The organism is Sulfitobacter sp. F26169L (assembly GCF_026410285.1).
GTDB lineage: Bacteria > Pseudomonadota > Alphaproteobacteria > Rhodobacterales > Rhodobacteraceae > Sulfitobacter.
On record NZ_JAPMLP010000001.1, the window covers coordinates 58,205 to 75,868 of the forward strand.

Genomic DNA, 17,664 nt, shown 5'->3' on the forward strand with positions numbered 1-17,664 from the left:
AAACAAGGGGATGCGGCGGGGCCAAACCACCGCCGCACCCCAAACAAAAACAATAAAAACAAAGATAAAAATATACATAAATATCGGCACGTTAAGGGCAGGATATGGGGCAGTGTAGGCTAAAGACGGCAGCGTTGTGCACGAGTGCGCTCGCGTTGGCGGGGTGTTTATCGGATGTAGGTGGCAACGCAGATGCGCCGGATGTTGTGGCGATGCAAAGTACGCAGTCCAATACTGTAACTGCGAAACCCACCCATTCCGAAAAGATCAACGCACAAAGTGACATCATTCAGGGTCTGATCGCCCGCCGTTCCGTGCTGCCCTCGGACAGTGCGTACAGTCGTGTGGCGACTGCGGTTCTAGCGGCCAATTCGCGCAGTGCTGAAAGCGAACTGCGTGCGGCCCAGTTGCGCGCCCGCGCCGCGTCGAAAAACTGGCTTCCACAGATTGGCCCGAACATCAGCCTGACATCGCTCGGCTCTGTTGTGGCGAATTTGATCGTCGAGCAGGTGATTTATGACAATGGCCGCAAGATGGGCGAGCGTGAATTTGCCGTTGCGGATGTGGAGGTTGCCGCCGTTGCGCTGGTGACAGACACCAACGAGCGCGTGCGTACTGGGCTGGACCTTTATATCACCGCTGTCGAGGCGCGTGAGAAACACGCGCTCGCCATCAAAAGCGCCAAGGATATCGGGCATTTTGAATGGGTGATGCAACAGCGCGTCAATGGCGGTGTCTCCGACAGCTCCGATCTGCATGTCCTGCGCCAGAAACTGTTGGAAATCCGCGCAAGCCAGTCCGCAGCTTCCGAAACAGCAACCACCGCGATTGCCGAGCTTAACGCAATGTCTATTGGCGATCTGGGCGATGTCCGCGGCACCCCGAACATTCCAGTCAGCGCCCACATTGCACAGCCGCTTAGCGTGATGCAGGCCGAGGCCGAAAAAATCCGCGCCGTTGCAGCAGCAAAGGTGGACCGCGCAGGCCAGTTGCCGGGCCTTACCGCTGGTGGCACTGTCGGCAAGAACAGCACTTTCGGACTGAACATAAAATCCGAGGGTCTTCTTGGGCTGGGTACGGGGGATCGTCTGAAAGCGATCGAAGCGACCAGAGAGGCGGCAGGTCGCCGCGTGTCCCAAGCGACAGAAGACGCTAACCGCCAGTTGCGCAAGTTCGAAGGCCAGATCGCCTCGAAAGAGCGTCAGGCGCAAGAGGCTGCAGGTCTCACTGCGCAGGCCAAGAGAAATCTCGATCTGTTTCAGGCCCAATACGATGCAGGGCAGCGGCAGGTGATGGATGTGGTCGGCGTCTATGAAACATTCGCACGTCAGCAAGAAGCTGAAGTTGCCCTGAAATACGAAGCGATCCGTTTGCGTGTGGCCATGGCCGAGCTTTTGGGCGTGTTGGCTGATGGATCCGCAATATGAGCAAGCCCTTTACCTTAACAATTGTAAATGGAAACTCCGCACGGTTGCGGGTCGACGAAAGCGTCGAGGCGCCCAAAGCAGACAACACATCGACATTTGAGGATAAACTGCGCGCGCGAGGTGCATTGATCGCCACATACGCAAGCGTATTGGGTAGCGAGATTTCGCAAGCCGATTTAGCTGATGCACTGGCCCGCAGGCTAAAGCCCGACGCGTCCGAGCAGGACGAGGCGCAGATCATTACCATGCTGTTGCGCAGCAACGGGTTGACTGCGCAGATGATCCGCAGCAATTCGCTGGAGGACCAAAGCTTTCCGGCGCTGGTGTATATGACATCCGGTCAGTTGTTGCTGGTGATGGGCCGCGATCGTGAAGACATGATCGTCTACGACACAACCTGCCCCGATAACCGCGCAATCGTACCCGCAACTGATTTTGTACCGTTCTTTTCCGGCCTGACGCTGCGCGCGCAAATGCCGATTGAAAAGGTGGCAGAGGTTCACAAGACCGCCGAAAAGCCAAAACACTGGTTCTGGGGGCAATTCGGAAAATTCAAACGCCAGCTTGGCGAAGTTGCCCTTGGCTCGTTTGTGGCCAACCTGCTGGCGGTCGCTGTGGCGCTGTTTTCCTTGCAGGTCTACGACCGGGTCATCCCGCACCAGTCCGAGGCGACGCTGTGGGTGCTTGCGGCGGGTGCTGTTCTGGCGCTGCTGATGGAAGCATTCATCAAGATGGCGCGCGCGCAACTAATGGACGGAGCAGGCCGCCAGATCGAACTTTCGGTGCTGCAACTGCTGATGAACCGCATCCTCGGGATGCGCAGCGATAAACGCCCCCAAGCGCCCTCCGATTTGTTTTCTTCTATGCGTGAATTCGGGTCTGTTCGGGAGTTCTTCACAGCCTCTACCATCGGCACAATCGCGGATATTCCGTTTATCTTTGTGTTTCTCGCTCTTGTGGCGTCGATCGCGGGTAATGTCGTCTGGGTGCTGGTGCTTGGGGGGATCCTGATGGTGGTACCGGGCTTTTTCATGCAAAAGCGCATGATCCGGCTGACGCAGGAAACCCAAGGAGCCACGGCGAAATCCTCGCGCCTGCTGCACGAAGCGATTTTCGAACTCGACACGGTAAAGACCCAGCGCGGCGAGGATCGCGTGCAGCGCATATGGTCCGAGTTGACGACCTTGTCGGCGGTAAAATCATCCGAGCAACGCAAGCTGGCCTCGGCACTTACATTCTGGAGTCAGGGCATACAGCAGGGCACCTATGTCGCCGCGGTAATCATGGGCACCTATCTGGTGTTTGCCGGTCAATTTACTGTCGGGTCAATCATTGCCACGGGCATTCTGACCTCACGCACACTGGCACCGCTGACGCAACTGGCCGGGACAATGGCGCGCTGGGGAAATGTGAAATCCGCCCTTGACGGGTTGGAGCATATCGCAGGTTCCGAGCAGGACAGCGCCGAAGGCCGCACCTATATGCGCCGCGATCACCTTGCAGGAAATTTCGAACTGCGTGACGTGACTTTCCGTTACACCGACGAAGGCGCGCCGACGCTTGAGTTGCCCGGGATCAGCATTTTGCAGGGCCAGCGGGTTGCGATCCTTGGGGCAAACGGATCGGGGAAATCATCTCTGCTGAAAGTGCTTAGCGGGCTTTATGCACCGACAAAGGGCCGTATTCTGATTGACGGCACCGAGATGACCCAGATCGAGCCGCGGGATCTGCGCCGCCTGATCGGATATCTGGGGCAGGACATCCGCCTGTTTTCGGGCACATTGCGCGACAACCTGAACCTGACCATGCTGGAGCGTGACGATGCGCGCCTGATGCAATCGTTGGAATTCGCAGGGCTGGGTGAATTTGTGCGCAATCATCCCAAAGGTTTGGATCTGGAGATTCTGGATGCTGGGGCGGGCCTGTCCATCGGGCAGCGGCAGTCCATCGGTTGGGCGCGTTTGTGGTTGCAAGACCCCAAGATTTGCCTGCTGGACGAGCCGACAGCGGCGCTTGACCAAAAACTGGAGCAGGCATTGGTCAAGCGGTTGGAAAAATGGATGCAGGGCCGCACAGCCGTGATTGCTACGCACCGCGCACCTATTCTGGCGCTGACAACACGCACCATCGTGCTGAACAATGGCCGGATGAGCATTGACGGGCCGCGTGACGAGGTCTTGGCACATCTGACCGGCAAAAAGGGAGATGCCGCATGAGCATTGCAATGGACGCTCATATCGAGCAGCAAATGCGCCGCCCTTCCATGGTGGTATGGCTCAGCGCCGGTGCGGTAATTGTTTTTGTGATCTGGGCATTCTTTGCGTGGGTGGATGAAATCGTGCGCGCTGAAGGGGCAATGATTTCAAGCTCGCGCCCGCAGATCATCCAGAACCTTGAGGGCGGCATACTGGCCGAACTGGAAGTGGGCGAGGGCGATATTGTCGAAGCGGGCGATGTTCTGGCGCGGTTGCATAATACGCAGTTCCAGTCATCGGTTGATGATCTGCAAGACCAGATCAGCGCGTTTGAAATCCGCCGCCTGCGTCTTGAGGCGGAAATCGACGGAGCCTTTACATTTGACGTTCCCAACGAATGGCGCACACGTACGCCGGATATGGTGGCCTCAGAGGCGGCACTGCTGCAAGCGCGCCAGTCGGATTATGTGTCATCGGTTGACGGGGCCAATAGGGTTCTGGTCGAAGCGCAACGCGAGCGGGACCTCATGGATGATCTGTTGAAAAACAAGATCGTTTCGCTGATAGAAGCGACGCGTGCGCGCAAGGCCTATGCCGATGCGAGGATCAAGTACGATGACGTTGTGACCAGCACCGAGTTGGAACGCGCACAGGAATATTCCGACGTATTGAAAGAGCTGTCGACGCTGCGCCAGAATCTCAAGGCAAGCACGGACCAGCTTGACCGTACACTACTGCGCAGCCCGATGCGCGGTATTGTAAACAATCTGAGCGTCACAACCATCGGCGGTGTTGTCCGTCCGGGTGAAGAGATATTGCAGATCATTCCACTGGATGAAGAACTGTTTGTAGAGGCAAGGGTGAAGCCCAAAGACATCGCCGGCGTGCGCCGCGGGCAGGCGGCGACCGTCAAACTGTCGGCCTATGATTACACGATTTACGGCACGTTGAAGGGCGAGGTGAAGTTGATCTCGGCGGATACGTTCAAGGACGAGCGTGCGCGCGATCCTGATGGCGATCCGCATTACAAGGTAACGCTGGCCGTAGACACCGAGCATCTGACACCGCGCCAGTCCGCGCTTGAAATCCGCCCCGGTATGCAGGCCAGCGTCGAGTTGCACACAGGTTCCAAAACGGTTTTACAATACCTGCTCAAGCCGCTGTACAAATCAAAAGAAGCCTTCCGCGAGCCGTGACCTGATCGGGCGCTTGCGCGCAAGACATGTTTTATGACGTACTCAATGCGGGCCGATGCGGTCCGCATTTTTCGCTTAGGGGTGGATAGAGGGTGTCAGGCGTCTGTATCGAGCCAGAGCGTGACAGGCCCGTCGTTTGTAAGGGCGACGGACATATCGGCGCCAAACCGGCCGGTCTGCACAGGGACATCCAGCGCCGCGAGCGCTTGCGCAAAATGCTCGTAGAGCGCACGGGCGTCTTCCGGTCTTGCCGCGCCGGAAAATCCGGGGCGGTTGCCGCGTGATGTGTCGGCGGCCAGGGTAAACTGGCTGACCACCAATGCCTCACCGCCCGTTTGCACAAGGCTGAGGTTCATTTTACCTGCGTCATCCTGGAACAGACGCAGTTTGGATATTTTCAATGCCAATGCGTCTGCTGTGGTGGTGTCGTCATCCGGCATGGCGCAAACAAGGATAAGAAGGCCGCGACCGATCTCTCCTATTATCTGCCCGTCAACGGTAACACTGGCATCGGTGATGCGCTGGATCAGGGCCCTCATGTGTCGTGCCAGCGGATGATATCATCCGTTCCGGCCCGATCGGTGCGAAAGCTGTTTGCGGGGGCGTGTTTGTCGGCGTAGCCGAGTGATATGGCGCACAGGATCAGGCGGTCGTCGGCAATGCTCAACTGCTGTTTCAGCAATGGTGCATGGGCTGCAATCGCCGCTTGCGCAATGGTAGCCACGCCCAGAGCGGTCGCAGCCAGTGTAAACGCAGTGACGAAGCCCCCCGAATCCATCGCGCCGTATGGACCCAATTGTGCGGGCGAATGAATGATCGCCACATGGGGCGCGTCAAAGAAGCAGAAGTTGCGCAGCATTTGCCTGCTCCGGCCTTCACGATCAGACCGATCTATCCCGACAGCGCTATAAAGCTGGAAGCCGCACGTGCGGCGGCGGTCTAGGTATTCGTCTCTATACTCGGTCGGCCAATCCAGATCGGGGGAGGGGGCAGGCGTGCCGGACTGAACGGCAGCCATCAGACAATCGCGCAGGCGGTCTGTGGCTGAACCGCGCGTGATTTCGACCTGCCACGGCTGGGCGTTGCACCACGACGGGACATGACGCGCAGTGTCTATGATGCGGGTCAGGTCCGCATCCGGGACCGGATCGGGCAGGAAGGCGCGGCAGGAATAGCGGTCTTGCAGAATCTGGTTGAGCGTTTCGATCTGGGTCATCTGTTATCCGTTCTGTGCATAAAGGTAGCCAATGATTGCGGCTGCGATGAGCCCCGCGATCACGGCAAATGTGATCTTGATCGCCGAATAAGGGCGTTCGCCCTGTACCCGCCCCGTGCGGCCGTTCACGACAAAGCGGTAAGATTTGCCGCGGTATTTGTAGGCGGCCAACCAGACGGGCAGCAGGATGTGTTTGAAGGTCATATCGCTGAGGTTCACATCCATGGAATGGATGCGCTGACGGTCACCACCGATGTCGAACTTGATATCGCGGCGGATCATCGCGTCCATTTTCGCGCGTGCCTCGTCAAACCCTTCGTCCAGTGTGACCGTATAGGCTTCCGCACTGAATCCGGCGAGGTATTCAGGTGCGTAAGGTTCCAGTGCGGTCAGATCCCACGGTTCCAGCGCATCGGTGAACCTTTTTGGCAGCGAGCGTGAGCCAAGAACAAGCACGTCATCAAAAAAGCGCGCTACACGCCCCGAAGTGCTACGCCAGCGTACCTTTGCCACCTGAACCTGCTGGCGCTTGCCATCACGCACGACGGTTTGGGTTTCGTAATAGACGGTGCCGCGTTCGCCGGTATAGCGGGTGTCGGATTGGGCGTCATAGGTCCAGTAGGGAACGTAAATTCCGTCCATTCGCCGCCCCTTTCGGGCATAGGATTGAAGGCCGTTGGGGGCAAACCACAGGCTGCCCAGCCAGTCCTTCATCGCATTGCGCGCGGTTTCTTCGGCCAAGGCAAAAGGCAGCACGCCGCGCGGTTTGATATGGCGGTTTACCCCTGTATCAACCACCACAGGAGTGGCACAGAACGGGCATTCGGTGGCTTGGCTATCTGCGTCGAATTCGATCTGCGCCGCGCAGTTCGGGCATTTGCTGACACGGGTTTCTTCCATTTGCACGGATTCAAGCGTCTGGGATAAGCCGCGCCTAAGGTCCAGCTCCGCAATAGCGCGCGAGTTGCTCCAGACTGTGCCGATTGCTTCTTCGTTGCCGCAGTGATCACACTTCAGCAGGGCTTTTTGGGGATCGTACCGCAGATCGCTGCCGCAAGTATCACAGGGAAATCGGTGTTCCTGCAGGACAGGTTTTGGCTGAAAATCTGGCAATGGTTGGCCTCTGGTCTGAACAAAACTGACCCCAACATTCAGCCTGCGACGAGGGGCGTCAAGGGGGGTCACAGGAAGCGGTGCAAGACTTTCGGTGCCATGATCCGCAGGGCATTGTCGCGCAAACGGAAGTGGCGCCAGATGTGAAATGCAGCGTGAAGCAAGATCACGACACCCAACAAATAAAACTGATAAATATGCAGCCGTCCGACCACCTCGTTTGCGCGTTGCCACCCCATTGGCGGAGCAATCGGTAGCCATAATCCGGCTTTGAGCTGAACAGCAGATGTCAGCCCCAGCAGGAAGCCCCCCAATGCGACCACAAACAGACCCCAGATGATCGCAAGGTGGAGCGGGCGATGAACCTTGCGCGCCCAGCCTTGCAGCTTTGGTCCCGGTCGTGAGGCAAGGCCGCGCCGCATTAATCCGACGGTACAGAGCAGGCAGATCGACACAAACACCAGCGCAAGATTGGAATGAAGCGCAAACCAGTGTCCGCCCAGTGGCACCACCATATCCGGCGTCACCAGCAGGAACCATACGAACAGCGGCATCATTGCGCCGTGCGTCCATTTCAGAACGGTACGGCGGGACGGCTTATAGCGTTTCAGACGGTTCATACATCTGATCACGTAGGATAGCAGGCCAAAGTTTCATTTGTCCCGGCCTGCTGTGCATCCACTACGCCTCTGGCGGTGGGGGCGGCATAACGGTGAACAGCTGCGCAAGCTCCATCACGTCTTCCGCTCGCTTCCATCCGTCCTGTCCGGCAGTCCAGACATAGGTTTCGCGCGAAAGCGAGCCTTCGCTTACCATGCGGCCCATTTTGGCTTTGGAGAATGGTCCGGATGTTTTTCCACCCTCTGCAATATGCCAGACATGTTCGACCGGAGGAGGTGGGGGCGGAGGCGCCGCAGCGGCGGCGGCCGGGGCCGGTTTTGCGCCCCAAGGACCGGCAGCAGCAGCTTGCGCGCCGATCTGCATGCCAAGACCCGCGCCCATACCCGCCTGAATGGCAGCCGCACCGGCACCATCGCGGCCCAGCGATTCCGCCGCCTGAAACTGCATGTATTCATTCAGGTTGCCAATCACCCCCATGGAGGAGCGTTTGTCCAGAACCTTCTCGACCGCAGGCGGCAGGGAGATGTTTTCGATGTAGAGTTCCGGCATCGCCAGCCCGTATTCTGCCAGTTGCGCGGCAATTTCGCTGCCCACCAGTTTGCCCAGCTCACGGGTGTTGGCAGCCATGTCGAGTACGGGAATTTGCGAGCGCGCGATGGTGCGTGAGAATTCCTGCACGATTATGTTGCGGATCTGGTAGCTGATCTCGTCCATGGTGAATTCGCCATCGGTGCCAACGATTTCACGCAGAAACAGTGCCGGATCAACCACGCGGACGCTGTAGGTGCCGAATGCACGCAGGCGGACGGGACCGAATTCGGGATCGCGTACGATGATCGGGTTCTTGGTGCCCCATTTGAGATCGTTGAACCGCGTCGTGTTGACGAAATAGATTTCGGATTTGAAGGGTGATTTGAACCCGTGATCCCAATGCTGAAGGGTGGTCATGATCGGCATGTTGTTGGTTTCAAGCATGTAAAGACCGGGAGTGAACACGTCGGCCAGTTGCCCTTCGTGTACAAACACCGCCGCTTGTCCCTCGCGCACTGTCAGCTTGGCACCGTATTTAATCTCATGCGCTTCGCGTTCAAACCGCCACACCAGCGTATCGCGGGTGTTGTCGGTCCAGTGGATGACGTCGATGAATTCACCGGAGAGGAAATCGAAAATACCCATGGAATGTCCTTCAGAAGTGTTTGTAGCGTACTCTATGCATCTGACAGCAGCATATCAAGAAACTGCGGTGCGTGCGTTAGACAGGCCCGCCATCGATCAGTTCGGCAGCGATTTTTTGCACAATAGGGCGCGCTTGTTCGGCAGTCATGCCGGCGCGCAGACGTGGATCGTACAGCATTTTCAGCAGCAGTTCGTCGTGGCGCGTCAGCAGGGAAAATTCGTCATCGTCGTTAAAGATCGACGGGCGCGCGGTGGGGCTGTCGTTGGCCAGACCCATGCCTTGCGCAAGCTCTTCGTGGATACACGACAGTCGCAGAAGGCTGGGGTTTTCGGCGCGGATCACCGCAAGGGCGGTGGTGTAGGTATTGGCCCCTGAGCCCGACGCATAGGCGGCAACCACGCAGTAGGTGTCGCGGGTCAGGTTATCAAGCGGTGCAAGGCTTGCCGCCGATACCCCCGGCAGGCGCGCGGCAGCGGCGGCAAGGGCAGCTGTGCGATCATCTTCGCCGGCGATTACAACAATGAAATTCGCTTTCTTGCTCATGCTCACAGAATGGCCCGACACGCGGCCTAGCCTTTCTGCATAGCTGCGCACATGTTCCGTATCACTCTTACGCTGCGAAGGCGGAACCCCATCGCCGAATATCAGATCCATCCGAACGGGCGTTGCCCAGCGGCGTAGGGGGCTCGGCCCGCCCGGACCTGAGAAATTACCGTCATATTCATTGAAAAAGGCGATTTTTTCAAAATTGCGCGCAAGCATCGTGCTGGTGAACGGCGTATCACCTCCTCCGCCATCACGGCGCAGCAGCCCTTGGCCCAACTGGGCGCTCTGCACCTGATTGAGATAACTGCGCAGGGCGGCACTTGCTTCGGATGTTGGGCGCGCGACAGCCGGAGGTTTGGCAGTCGCGCGGGGCTTGTCAGGGCGGGATACAGGTTTCAGGATCGGTTCGGCCGGTGCCGCGATGTCTGTACACGCGCTTAGGCCCAGTGCGATCAGCCCCAGACCCGCCATTATGATCTCACGCCCCCACATCATTTCTAGCGCGGTACGGCGCCGGACGCTGTATCGCCCAGTCCGGTCTTTTTGGATTTGGCGGCAGCTAGCGTATCGCGCAGCTTTGCCTCCATTTCCTTTAGGTCTTTTTCAGCGGAAGCACGTTTTGCTTTTCCTGCATCAGCGATCTGAAGGCTTTCCTCAATGGTCCCGATCAGGTCTGCGTTGGCAGCTTTTACAGCTTCGATGTCAAACACACCACGCTCCATTTCCTCGCGGATGATTTTGTTGCTGTCGCGCAGGTTCTTTGCATTCGAGGTCAGCAATTCATTGGTCAGATCATTGGCTTCACGCACCGCCGATGCCGCTTCGGCAGAGCGCTGGATGGTGACCGCCTGGGCCAGCTGTGTTTCCCACAGCGGCACAGTGTTTACGAGGGTCGAGTTGATCTTGGTCACAAGGCTCTTGTCGTTTTCCTGTACCAGACGGATGGAGGGCAGCGATTGCATGGTGACCTGACGGGTCAGTTTCAGATCATGCACACGGCGTTCCAGATCATCGCGCGCGGCGCGCAGGTCGCGCAGCTCTTGGGCGACCATCACCTTGTCGCTCTCCGCTGCCGCTTCCACGTCCGCTTCCTTGGCGGGGATCACGGTTGCATCAAGTTCTTCAACTTTGGCTTCGCCTGCTGCAATATAAAGCGCCAGTTCGTCGTAAAACTGCAGCGTTTTCTCATAGAGCATATCGAGCGATTTGATGTCCTTCAAAAGCGTATGCTCGTGGGACAGCAAATTATCGGTGATCTTGTCGATCTGGCCCTGAACCTGTTCGAACTTGGCGGTGAATTTGGCAAATGGTGCTGCGCGCCCGATCAGCTTTTCCCACCAGCTCCGCTCGCGGCGGACATCCAGTTCGGATACGGAAAAACCGCGAATGGTGGTGACGATGCCACGAAGGCTGTCACCCGCTGGCCCTACGTCCTTGTTGCGCACATCCTGCAACATCGCCTGCGATATTTCCTGCAATTCGGCCTGGGCGGCAGAACCGAAACTGATGATAGACTGCGTGTCGTTCATGTCCAACTCATCCATCCGCGCACGGATTTCGGCGCTTTGCGGTGCGTCTGCCTGCTCCAGTGTCGTTACGGCGTTTGCATATGCGGGTTCAGGCAGGACAACGGCGGTCACCTCCTCTACCATGGCGAGGGATTTGGCAGCTTTTTCGCGGACGTTCTCAGACATTTTCGGCTCCTTGTTTAATGTGCGCGGCTTGGATCACTCCAGACGCACACCTTCACGCGACAGCCGCTCGCGCAGCACGTCAATTTCGATGGTCAGATCACTACGGTCATCCAGCAGTGATTTGCGGTTACGGGCGGCAAAGTTCTTTTCGAGATCATCGAGAAGTGCCAGATAATCGGTTCTTGCCTGTGTGTCGCGTGTGCGCGCATAGATGTCAGCAAATTTTGCCGTCGCGTCACGTGCGCCTTTTAGATACACGCCCAGAAACTTGCGCGCAGCCGTCAGATCGCGCGGATCTTCTTCGACGGTGCGGATCAGTTCGCGCGCTGTGTCGATGAAATCTTCAAGACGCGCAGCGGACTGGCGATCATTCGCGCGCACAATCGTTTCGCGCATAGTGCCGAGATGCTTTTCGGCCTCGTCCACCACACGCGCAACACGGTCTTGCTGGAAGGTATCCACACCATCCATGCCTTTGTGGCGCATCGGGTCCAGCCCGAAGGCTGCGATGTGCAGGCCCGTAGCCACGATGCCGTAGATCACGGGGGCGACAATATCAAAGCCGTCCAGATGCGCGGTAACTGCCAGTGCCGTGCCGATCCCGCTAAAGGCGGCGGCGAAAATCTTGCGGGGCAGGGCAGGGCGGCGCGCGACCTTGCGCGCGTCATAGGCGGCCTGTGCGCGCAGGCCATTGCGCAACAACCACGCGGCCATCGTAAGCGAAAGTGCGCCCAATAGGGCAAGGAGAAGCGAAACGGGCCCCCCCGAAAAGCTGGTGGCGATCAACACAATGGCAGGCACAAACAGCACATTGGCCCGCCCGCCTACCGGGTCCACTTCGATCCTGCGGGCGCGACTCCCTTGGGGAAGGGATGTATCGGCACTGTCGTTTGTGCTGTATTTGCCGCCATACCTTTTAGCCACGCTCATACCCCTCCGAGCCAGCCGGAGCTGACGCCGAACAACAGCACGATCAGCGCGACATAAGCCGCTTTTTGAAAAGGTGTCGGTCCCATAGGCCCCCCGAATTCCGGCGCCTGGGCACCGATGTTAGAAATACCATAAGCAGCCACGCGCGCGGTTTCTAGTGCCGCCGGCCCGTGCGCCGCTCGGAATTAAGCTTTCGCGTGTAGCCCGATTGCAGAACCTCCACCGCGACCAGCACTAAAACGCTGAAATAGAACGTGGTTTTTGACATCGGGATAACTTCGTGCCCGAAAAACCGCAGCGCCAGTTCAGGATTATGTGTGGCATGTGCCGCCGCTTGCCCCGCTTCGCCCAACAAAACAATGCCAACAATCAAAAGGATAAACAGGCCCAATACCTCATACATCCGGTTGGCCTCCAGAAACTGGGTCACGCGCTCTGCCAGCAGCAGCATTGCAATGCCTGACAGGATGATCGCTGTGGCAAGGATGATAAAAACGTCCGTGATGGCCAGTGCCGACAGCACCGAATCAAACGAGAAAATCAGGTTCATCAAGACGATCAGCCCGACAACCTTGGTGGCTGATTTGCCCGACTTCGAGTTCAGGTCCGTACCGAGGTGTTCAATTGTCAGCATGTGGCTGATTTCTTTAACAGCCGTGTACATGATGAATGCACCACCGATGATAAACACCAACGTGGCAAAGTTGACGCCCCCTGTCAGCACACCTTCCCATTCGAGAATAAAGAACGGCTCGGCCAGCGCATCAATCAGACGGATCATCACAAACAGCAGAATAATCCGCAAGGCAACGGCGATTATGATTCCCCATTTACGCACGGCGGCCTGCTGGGCCACGGGGGCGCGCTGACTCTCGATCGAGATATAAAGCAGATTGTCAAAACCCAAAACGGCCTGCAAAAAACACAGCATAACCAGATTAACCATATTTTCGAATGTCAGCAGATCGAGCATAAACGTCACCTCATGAAAGCAATGATCCGCTTTACCGCAGCACATGGTTTATGTGAACCGGTTTGGCGCGGGGAATTCGGCGGAAAAAATGCCGTTTCAGGCATTAACGATAAATTGTGTAAATAATTCTAGGCTCTTGGAGGAGCGAAGGAGATATGTATGCTGCCACAACATCGGGAAAAAGATACCGCTGCCGCCCAACTGCTTGACGCGACATTGGGTAAGGGGCGGCGCCTACAGACCGCCCTTTGGGTTGGTGGATATACGCTGATCGTACTGGCGTTTATCTACGTCTGACGGGTAACAGATCATATCACCCTTCGCATCGCTAGCCACGGCGTGGATTTTTCGGCCCTGATGCGGGCTTTGATCCGGTCGCGGGGCGGGATTTTGATGCGGCGCTGCTGAATTTGCGCGGCTTTGCTGGTCCGCCTGCCTTGTTCATGGCTTCACGCGCTACCTTGTCCCTTGTGGCTTTGTCGGGGCGGCTTGGCTTGTATGATTTGCCACGTTTCGGACGGCTTTCTTCCATCTCTTCACGCGGCTTCGGCAGGCCCGGTTGGCCGGGGCCGCCGAACGCACCCTTGTGGGGGGTGCGCCGCTTGAATCCGCGTTTCACTTGCGTCGGCTCGGCGGGTGGCGCGCCCAGCAATGCCTCGGCATCCGGTCCCAACTGGTCACGCAGCACCTTGCGGCGGATCTCCTCAACAGCGCCCAGCTTGATATCGCCAAGCTGGAAAGGGCCATAACTGATGCGGATCAGCCGGTTTACGCTCAGCCCGATTTCCTCCATCGAACGGCGGATTTCGCGGTTTTTGCCTTCGCGCAGACCCACAGTCAGCCACGCGTTTGCGCCTTTCTGCCGGTCCAGCACGACATCCATCGGCTGGAATTGCTGCCCGTCCGCAATGATACCAGCGCGCAGCGGTTCCAGTTGTTCTTCGGTGGGGCGCCCGTTGACGCGCACACGGTACCGGCGCAACCACCCTGTCGAGGGCAGTTCAAGCATCCGTTTAATGCCGCCGTCATTAGTCAGCAGCAGCAATCCTTCGGAGTTCAGGTCAAGCCGCCCGACGCTCATCACGCGGGGTAGGTCATCTGGCAACGCATCATAAATCGTCTCCCGCCCCTTTTCGTCGCTGTCGGTTGTCACCAGCCCCTTGGGCTTGTGATACAGCCACAGGCGCGCAGGTTCGGCAGCGCCTACGGGTTTGCCATCCACGGTGATGCGATCCGCTGCGGTTACATTCAGCGCGGGCGAAGATATGACGGCACCATTAACTGACACGCGGCCAGCTTCGATCATCCGTTCGGCCTCTCGCCTGCTGGCGATACCTGCACGGGAGAGCGTTTTTGCGATGCGGTCACCGTCGGGTGAGGAGGGGGAAGAAGTATTTTTCATGCAGTGAGCCATAGCGCACCTGCCCCCCTTGCGAAAGAGACGGTTTTAGCGCCATCAAGGGATATGCAATTTACCTCGTTCATGGACGCCGCATTAACTCAGGCACGCGCAGCAGGTGCGCGCGGCGAAGTGCCTGTTGGCGCTGTGGTGGTGTCCGCCACGGGCGAGATCATCGCCCAGGCAGGCAACCGCACCCGCGAATACAACGATCCGACCGCGCATGCCGAGATGTTGGCGATCCGCGCAGCCTGTGCGCATTTGGGGGCAGAGCGGCTGACGGGATGCGCGCTATACGTCACGCTGGAGCCCTGTGCGATGTGTGCAGGTGCGATTGTCGCGGCGCGGATCGGGCGATTGTACTATGGCGCCGCAGACCCGAAATCGGGTGGTGTGGCGCAGGGCGCGCGGGTGTTCACCCACCCGCAATGCCACCATTCGCCTGAAGTTTTTGACGGCATCGCGGAGCGTGATTCCGAAACTTTGCTGCGCCAGTTTTTTGCTGCCAGACGCGAAAGCTAAGCTCGTCAGAGCTTGACGACCTCCATCACCTCGGGCGCGATCACCGATGTGCCCGGCGTAGTGCCGTTTATCAGTGCGTCAGCCGATTGCTCCAGCAGCGGGAAGGTGCGGTAATGGCACGGAATTACGACATTGAAGTTGAAATAGGTCCGCGTGGCGTAGGCTGCCATTTCCATATCCATGGTGAAATGTCCGCCTGCGGACAGGATGCCGATGTCGGGTTTGTAATAATCCCCGATCCACGCCATATCCGCCATCAGGCTTGTATCGCCCGAGATATAGATGCACCGTCCTTCGCCGCGCAGGATGAATCCGGCTTCGCTGCCCATGTAGCGCGGCGTGCCGTCTACCTCTGCGGTGGACGAGTGTGAGGCCGGCACCATGCTGGCCGTCACCTTTTCTCCCAGCGCAATTGTGCCGCCCATGTTGAATGCGTCGCCCTCAACAGCGCCCTGCGCGAACAGATAGTTGGCCAGTTCAAAAATGCCTGACACCGGCGCGCCGGTATCTCTCGAGATTTGCAGAATGTCTGCTGTGTGATCGAAGTGCCCATGCGTGACAAGGATTTGTGTCGCATTTTCAATGGCTGCGCTGTGTTGGTCTTCGGACAGCATAGGATTGCCGTTTAACCACGGATCAACCAGAATGACCTGATCCTCGATTTCGATGCGAAATGATCCGTGTCCAAGCCAGATGATATTCATGTCATGCCTCCTGAAGATATGTTCGCGCAGACATTAGCGCATCGCGCAGCGATAGCGAGGGGGGGAGCTAATTTTCACCTTTGCCTGATGTCAGATTGGTGTGTGACTTGCCTGCGCGCCGCGAGGGCGGTAGAGGACAAACAAGCAGATGAGGAAATCCTATGTCGATTGATGAAAGCACCGCCGCACGGGTGGCAAAACTGGCCCGTATCAAGGTTGAACCGGAGGCGCTGCCCGCGCTTGCGCAAGAGTTTAACACGATCCTCGGTTTCATCGAACAACTGGGTGAGGTGGACATTGAAGGCGTTGAGCCGATGACATCGGTAACCCCGCAAAACCTGCGCCGCCGCGCAGATGTCGTAGCTGATGGTGACCAGCAGGCCGCCGTTCTGAAAAACGCGCCCGATGCGCGCGAAGGCTTTTTTGCCGTGCCGAAGGTGGTTGAATAATGACTGAACTCAACAAACTGGGCCTTGCGCAGGCTCGTGATCTACTGCGCAAAGGTGAGACGACTTCAAAAGAACTGACAGAATCCTGTCTGAAGGCGATTGAGGGCGCAGACGCGTTGAATGCGTTTGTCCACCACACCCCCGAACTGGCGCTGGAGCGCGCGGCCGCTGCCGACGAGCGCCTGAAGAGCGGCGATGCTCCTGCGATGTGCGGTCTGCCCATCGGGATCAAGGATTTGTTTTGCACCAAAGGCGTGCCTTCCCAAGCGGCGTCTCGTATCCTTGAGGGGTTCAAACCGGAATACGAATCAACCGTCAGCCAGAATTTGCAAGATGCCGGCGCGGTGATGTTGGGCAAGCTGAACATGGACGAATTTGCCATGGGATCGTCGAACGAAACTTCGGTCTATGGCAATGCGATCAACCCGTGGCGGCGCGAGGCCTCCGATACGCCACTCACGCCGGGTGGATCATCGGGCGGGTCAGCTTCCGCTGTGGCGGCCGATCTGTGCCTTGCGGCAACGGGCACGGATACGGGCGGCTCCATTCGCCAACCTGCGGCGTTTACGGGAACCGTCGGAATCAAGCCAACATACGGGCGCTGCTCGCGCTGGGGTGTTGTGGCTTTTGCCTCGTCGCTGGACCAGGCCGGCCCGATGACCAAATCGGTGCGCGATGCGGCGATCATGCTGGAAGCCATGTGCGGCTTTGATCCCAAAGACAGCACATCCGCCGATCTGGCCGTGCCGGATTTCGAGGCGGCCCTGAGCGGAGATATCCGCGGTAAGAAAATCGGTATCCCCAAGGAATACCGTATGGACGGCATGCCCCAAGAGATTGAAAAGCTGTGGGCAGATGGTGCGGCGATGCTCAAGGATGCGGGCGCGCAGATTGTTGATATCTCGCTGCCGCATACCAAATACGCGCTGCCTGCCTATTACGTGATCGCCCCTGCCGAGGCGTCAAGCAACCTCGCGCGCTATGATGGTGTGCGCTATGGTCACCGCGCCAAACTGGATGCAGGTGACGGCATTACCGAGATGTATGAAAAAACCCGCGCAGAAGGGTTTGGCCCCGAAGTGCAGCGCCGCGTGATGATCGGCACCTACGTGCTGTCGGCCGGATTTTATGACGCGTATTACAACCGCGCGCGCCGTGTGCGGACGCTGATCAAGAAAGACTTTGACGATGTGTTCGCATCGGGCATTGACAGTATTCTGACACCGGCAACGCCCTCTGCCGCGTTCGGATTGGGGGAGATGACAGATGCAGACCCGATCCGGATGTATCTTAACGATGTCTTCACCGTTACGGTAAATCTGGCAGGGCTTCCGGGCATTTCTGTTCCCGCAGGCACCGACAGTCAGGGATTGCCAATGGGGTTGCAGTTGATCGGGCGTCCATGGGAGGAGGCCGATTTGCTGTCTTCCGCCTACGCGCTGGAGCAGGCCGCGGGTTTTGTAGCCAAACCCCATAAATGGTGGTAAACGGCGCGCAACGCG

At 58.0% G+C, this 17,664-nt stretch carries 18 protein-coding genes; 7 read left to right on the forward strand and 11 right to left on the reverse strand.

Annotation, left to right across the window (positions count from 1 at the left end; all coding sequences use genetic code 11):
* Positions 1-212: 212 nt before the first annotated feature.
* Genes OS189_RS00240 through OS189_RS00250 form a run of 3 tightly spaced genes read left to right on the forward strand, consistent with a single transcriptional unit; the run spans position 213 to position 4,818 of the window.
* Positions 213-1,427: a TolC family protein gene (locus OS189_RS00240; RefSeq protein WP_267165276.1), complete on the forward strand. Its 1,215-nt coding sequence runs from the start codon at positions 213-215 to the stop codon at positions 1,425-1,427.
* Positions 1,424-3,643 (forward strand): ATP-binding cassette domain-containing protein, encoded by a 2,220-nt coding sequence (locus OS189_RS00245; protein WP_267165277.1) that lies wholly within the window; start codon positions 1,424-1,426, stop codon positions 3,641-3,643. Before OS189_RS00240 ends, OS189_RS00245 begins: the two co-directional genes overlap by 4 nt.
* Complete coding sequence (locus OS189_RS00250) at positions 3,640-4,818, forward strand: HlyD family type I secretion periplasmic adaptor subunit (RefSeq protein ID WP_267165278.1); 1,179 nt, start codon at positions 3,640-3,642, stop codon at positions 4,816-4,818. The genes OS189_RS00245 and OS189_RS00250 overlap by 4 nt, the downstream gene beginning before the upstream one ends.
* A 95-nt stretch (positions 4,819-4,913) precedes the next feature.
* Here OS189_RS00250 and dtd read toward each other — a convergent pair whose 3' ends face one another.
* From dtd to OS189_RS00295, 9 genes are all read right to left on the reverse strand, one after another.
* Entirely contained in the window at positions 4,914-5,357 is a 444-nt protein-coding gene (gene dtd / locus OS189_RS00255; protein WP_267165279.1) for a D-aminoacyl-tRNA deacylase, read from the reverse strand.
* A complete protein-coding gene (locus OS189_RS00260) occupies positions 5,354-6,034 on the reverse strand; it encodes a nitroreductase (RefSeq protein WP_267165280.1) in 681 nt (226 codons plus the stop codon). The genes dtd and OS189_RS00260 overlap by 4 nt, the downstream gene beginning before the upstream one ends.
* Positions 6,035-6,037: 3 nt before the next feature.
* Positions 6,038-7,147 (reverse strand): TFIIB-type zinc ribbon-containing protein, encoded by a 1,110-nt coding sequence (locus OS189_RS00265; RefSeq protein ID WP_267165281.1) that lies wholly within the window; start codon positions 7,145-7,147, stop codon positions 6,038-6,040.
* A 68-nt stretch (positions 7,148-7,215) separates the two neighbouring features.
* On the reverse strand, positions 7,216-7,767 hold the full coding sequence (locus tag OS189_RS00270; RefSeq protein ID WP_267165282.1) for a cytochrome B: 552 nt from the start codon (positions 7,765-7,767) through the stop codon (positions 7,216-7,218).
* A 61-nt stretch (positions 7,768-7,828) separates the two neighbouring features.
* Entirely contained in the window at positions 7,829-8,944 is a 1,116-nt protein-coding gene (locus OS189_RS00275) for an SPFH domain-containing protein (protein WP_267165283.1), read from the reverse strand.
* A 76-nt stretch (positions 8,945-9,020) separates the two neighbouring features.
* A complete protein-coding gene (locus OS189_RS00280; protein WP_267165284.1) occupies positions 9,021-9,986 on the reverse strand; it encodes a DUF2927 domain-containing protein in 966 nt (321 codons plus the stop codon).
* A 2-nt stretch (positions 9,987-9,988) separates the two neighbouring features.
* A complete protein-coding gene (locus OS189_RS00285; protein ID WP_267165285.1) occupies positions 9,989-11,185 on the reverse strand; it encodes a toxic anion resistance protein in 1,197 nt (398 codons plus the stop codon).
* Positions 11,186-11,218: 33 nt separating this feature from the next.
* On the reverse strand, positions 11,219-12,109 hold the full coding sequence (locus tag OS189_RS00290; protein WP_267165286.1) for a 5-bromo-4-chloroindolyl phosphate hydrolysis family protein: 891 nt from the start codon (positions 12,107-12,109) through the stop codon (positions 11,219-11,221).
* A 160-nt stretch (positions 12,110-12,269) separates the two neighbouring features.
* Entirely contained in the window at positions 12,270-13,088 is an 819-nt protein-coding gene (locus OS189_RS00295; protein WP_267165287.1) for a TerC family protein, read from the reverse strand.
* A 159-nt stretch (positions 13,089-13,247) separates the two neighbouring features.
* Between OS189_RS00295 and OS189_RS00300 the strand changes: the two genes are divergently transcribed.
* Entirely contained in the window at positions 13,248-13,385 is a 138-nt protein-coding gene (locus tag OS189_RS00300) for a hypothetical protein (RefSeq protein ID WP_267165288.1), read from the forward strand.
* A 31-nt stretch (positions 13,386-13,416) separates the two neighbouring features.
* Here OS189_RS00300 and OS189_RS00305 read toward each other — a convergent pair whose 3' ends face one another.
* Complete coding sequence (locus tag OS189_RS00305; RefSeq protein WP_267165289.1) at positions 13,417-14,490, reverse strand: pseudouridine synthase; 1,074 nt, start codon at positions 14,488-14,490, stop codon at positions 13,417-13,419.
* Between the two features lie 63 nt (positions 14,491-14,553).
* Here OS189_RS00305 and OS189_RS00310 point away from each other — a divergent pair, with 63 nt between their 5' ends.
* On the forward strand, positions 14,554-15,009 hold the full coding sequence (locus tag OS189_RS00310; protein ID WP_267165290.1) for a nucleoside deaminase: 456 nt from the start codon (positions 14,554-14,556) through the stop codon (positions 15,007-15,009).
* Between the two features lie 5 nt (positions 15,010-15,014).
* Here OS189_RS00310 and OS189_RS00315 read toward each other — a convergent pair whose 3' ends face one another.
* Entirely contained in the window at positions 15,015-15,713 is a 699-nt protein-coding gene (locus tag OS189_RS00315) for a metal-dependent hydrolase (RefSeq protein ID WP_267165291.1), read from the reverse strand.
* Positions 15,714-15,874: 161 nt separating this feature from the next.
* On the opposite strand from OS189_RS00315, the gene gatC reads away from it, so the two are divergent.
* Both gatC and gatA read left to right on the forward strand, forming a co-directional pair.
* Entirely contained in the window at positions 15,875-16,162 is a 288-nt protein-coding gene (gene gatC / locus OS189_RS00320) for an Asp-tRNA(Asn)/Glu-tRNA(Gln) amidotransferase subunit GatC (protein WP_267165292.1), read from the forward strand.
* On the forward strand, positions 16,162-17,649 hold the full coding sequence (gatA, locus tag OS189_RS00325; protein WP_267165293.1) for an Asp-tRNA(Asn)/Glu-tRNA(Gln) amidotransferase subunit GatA: 1,488 nt from the start codon (positions 16,162-16,164) through the stop codon (positions 17,647-17,649). Before gatC ends, gatA begins: the two co-directional genes overlap by 1 nt.
* Positions 17,650-17,664: the final 15 nt, after the last annotated feature.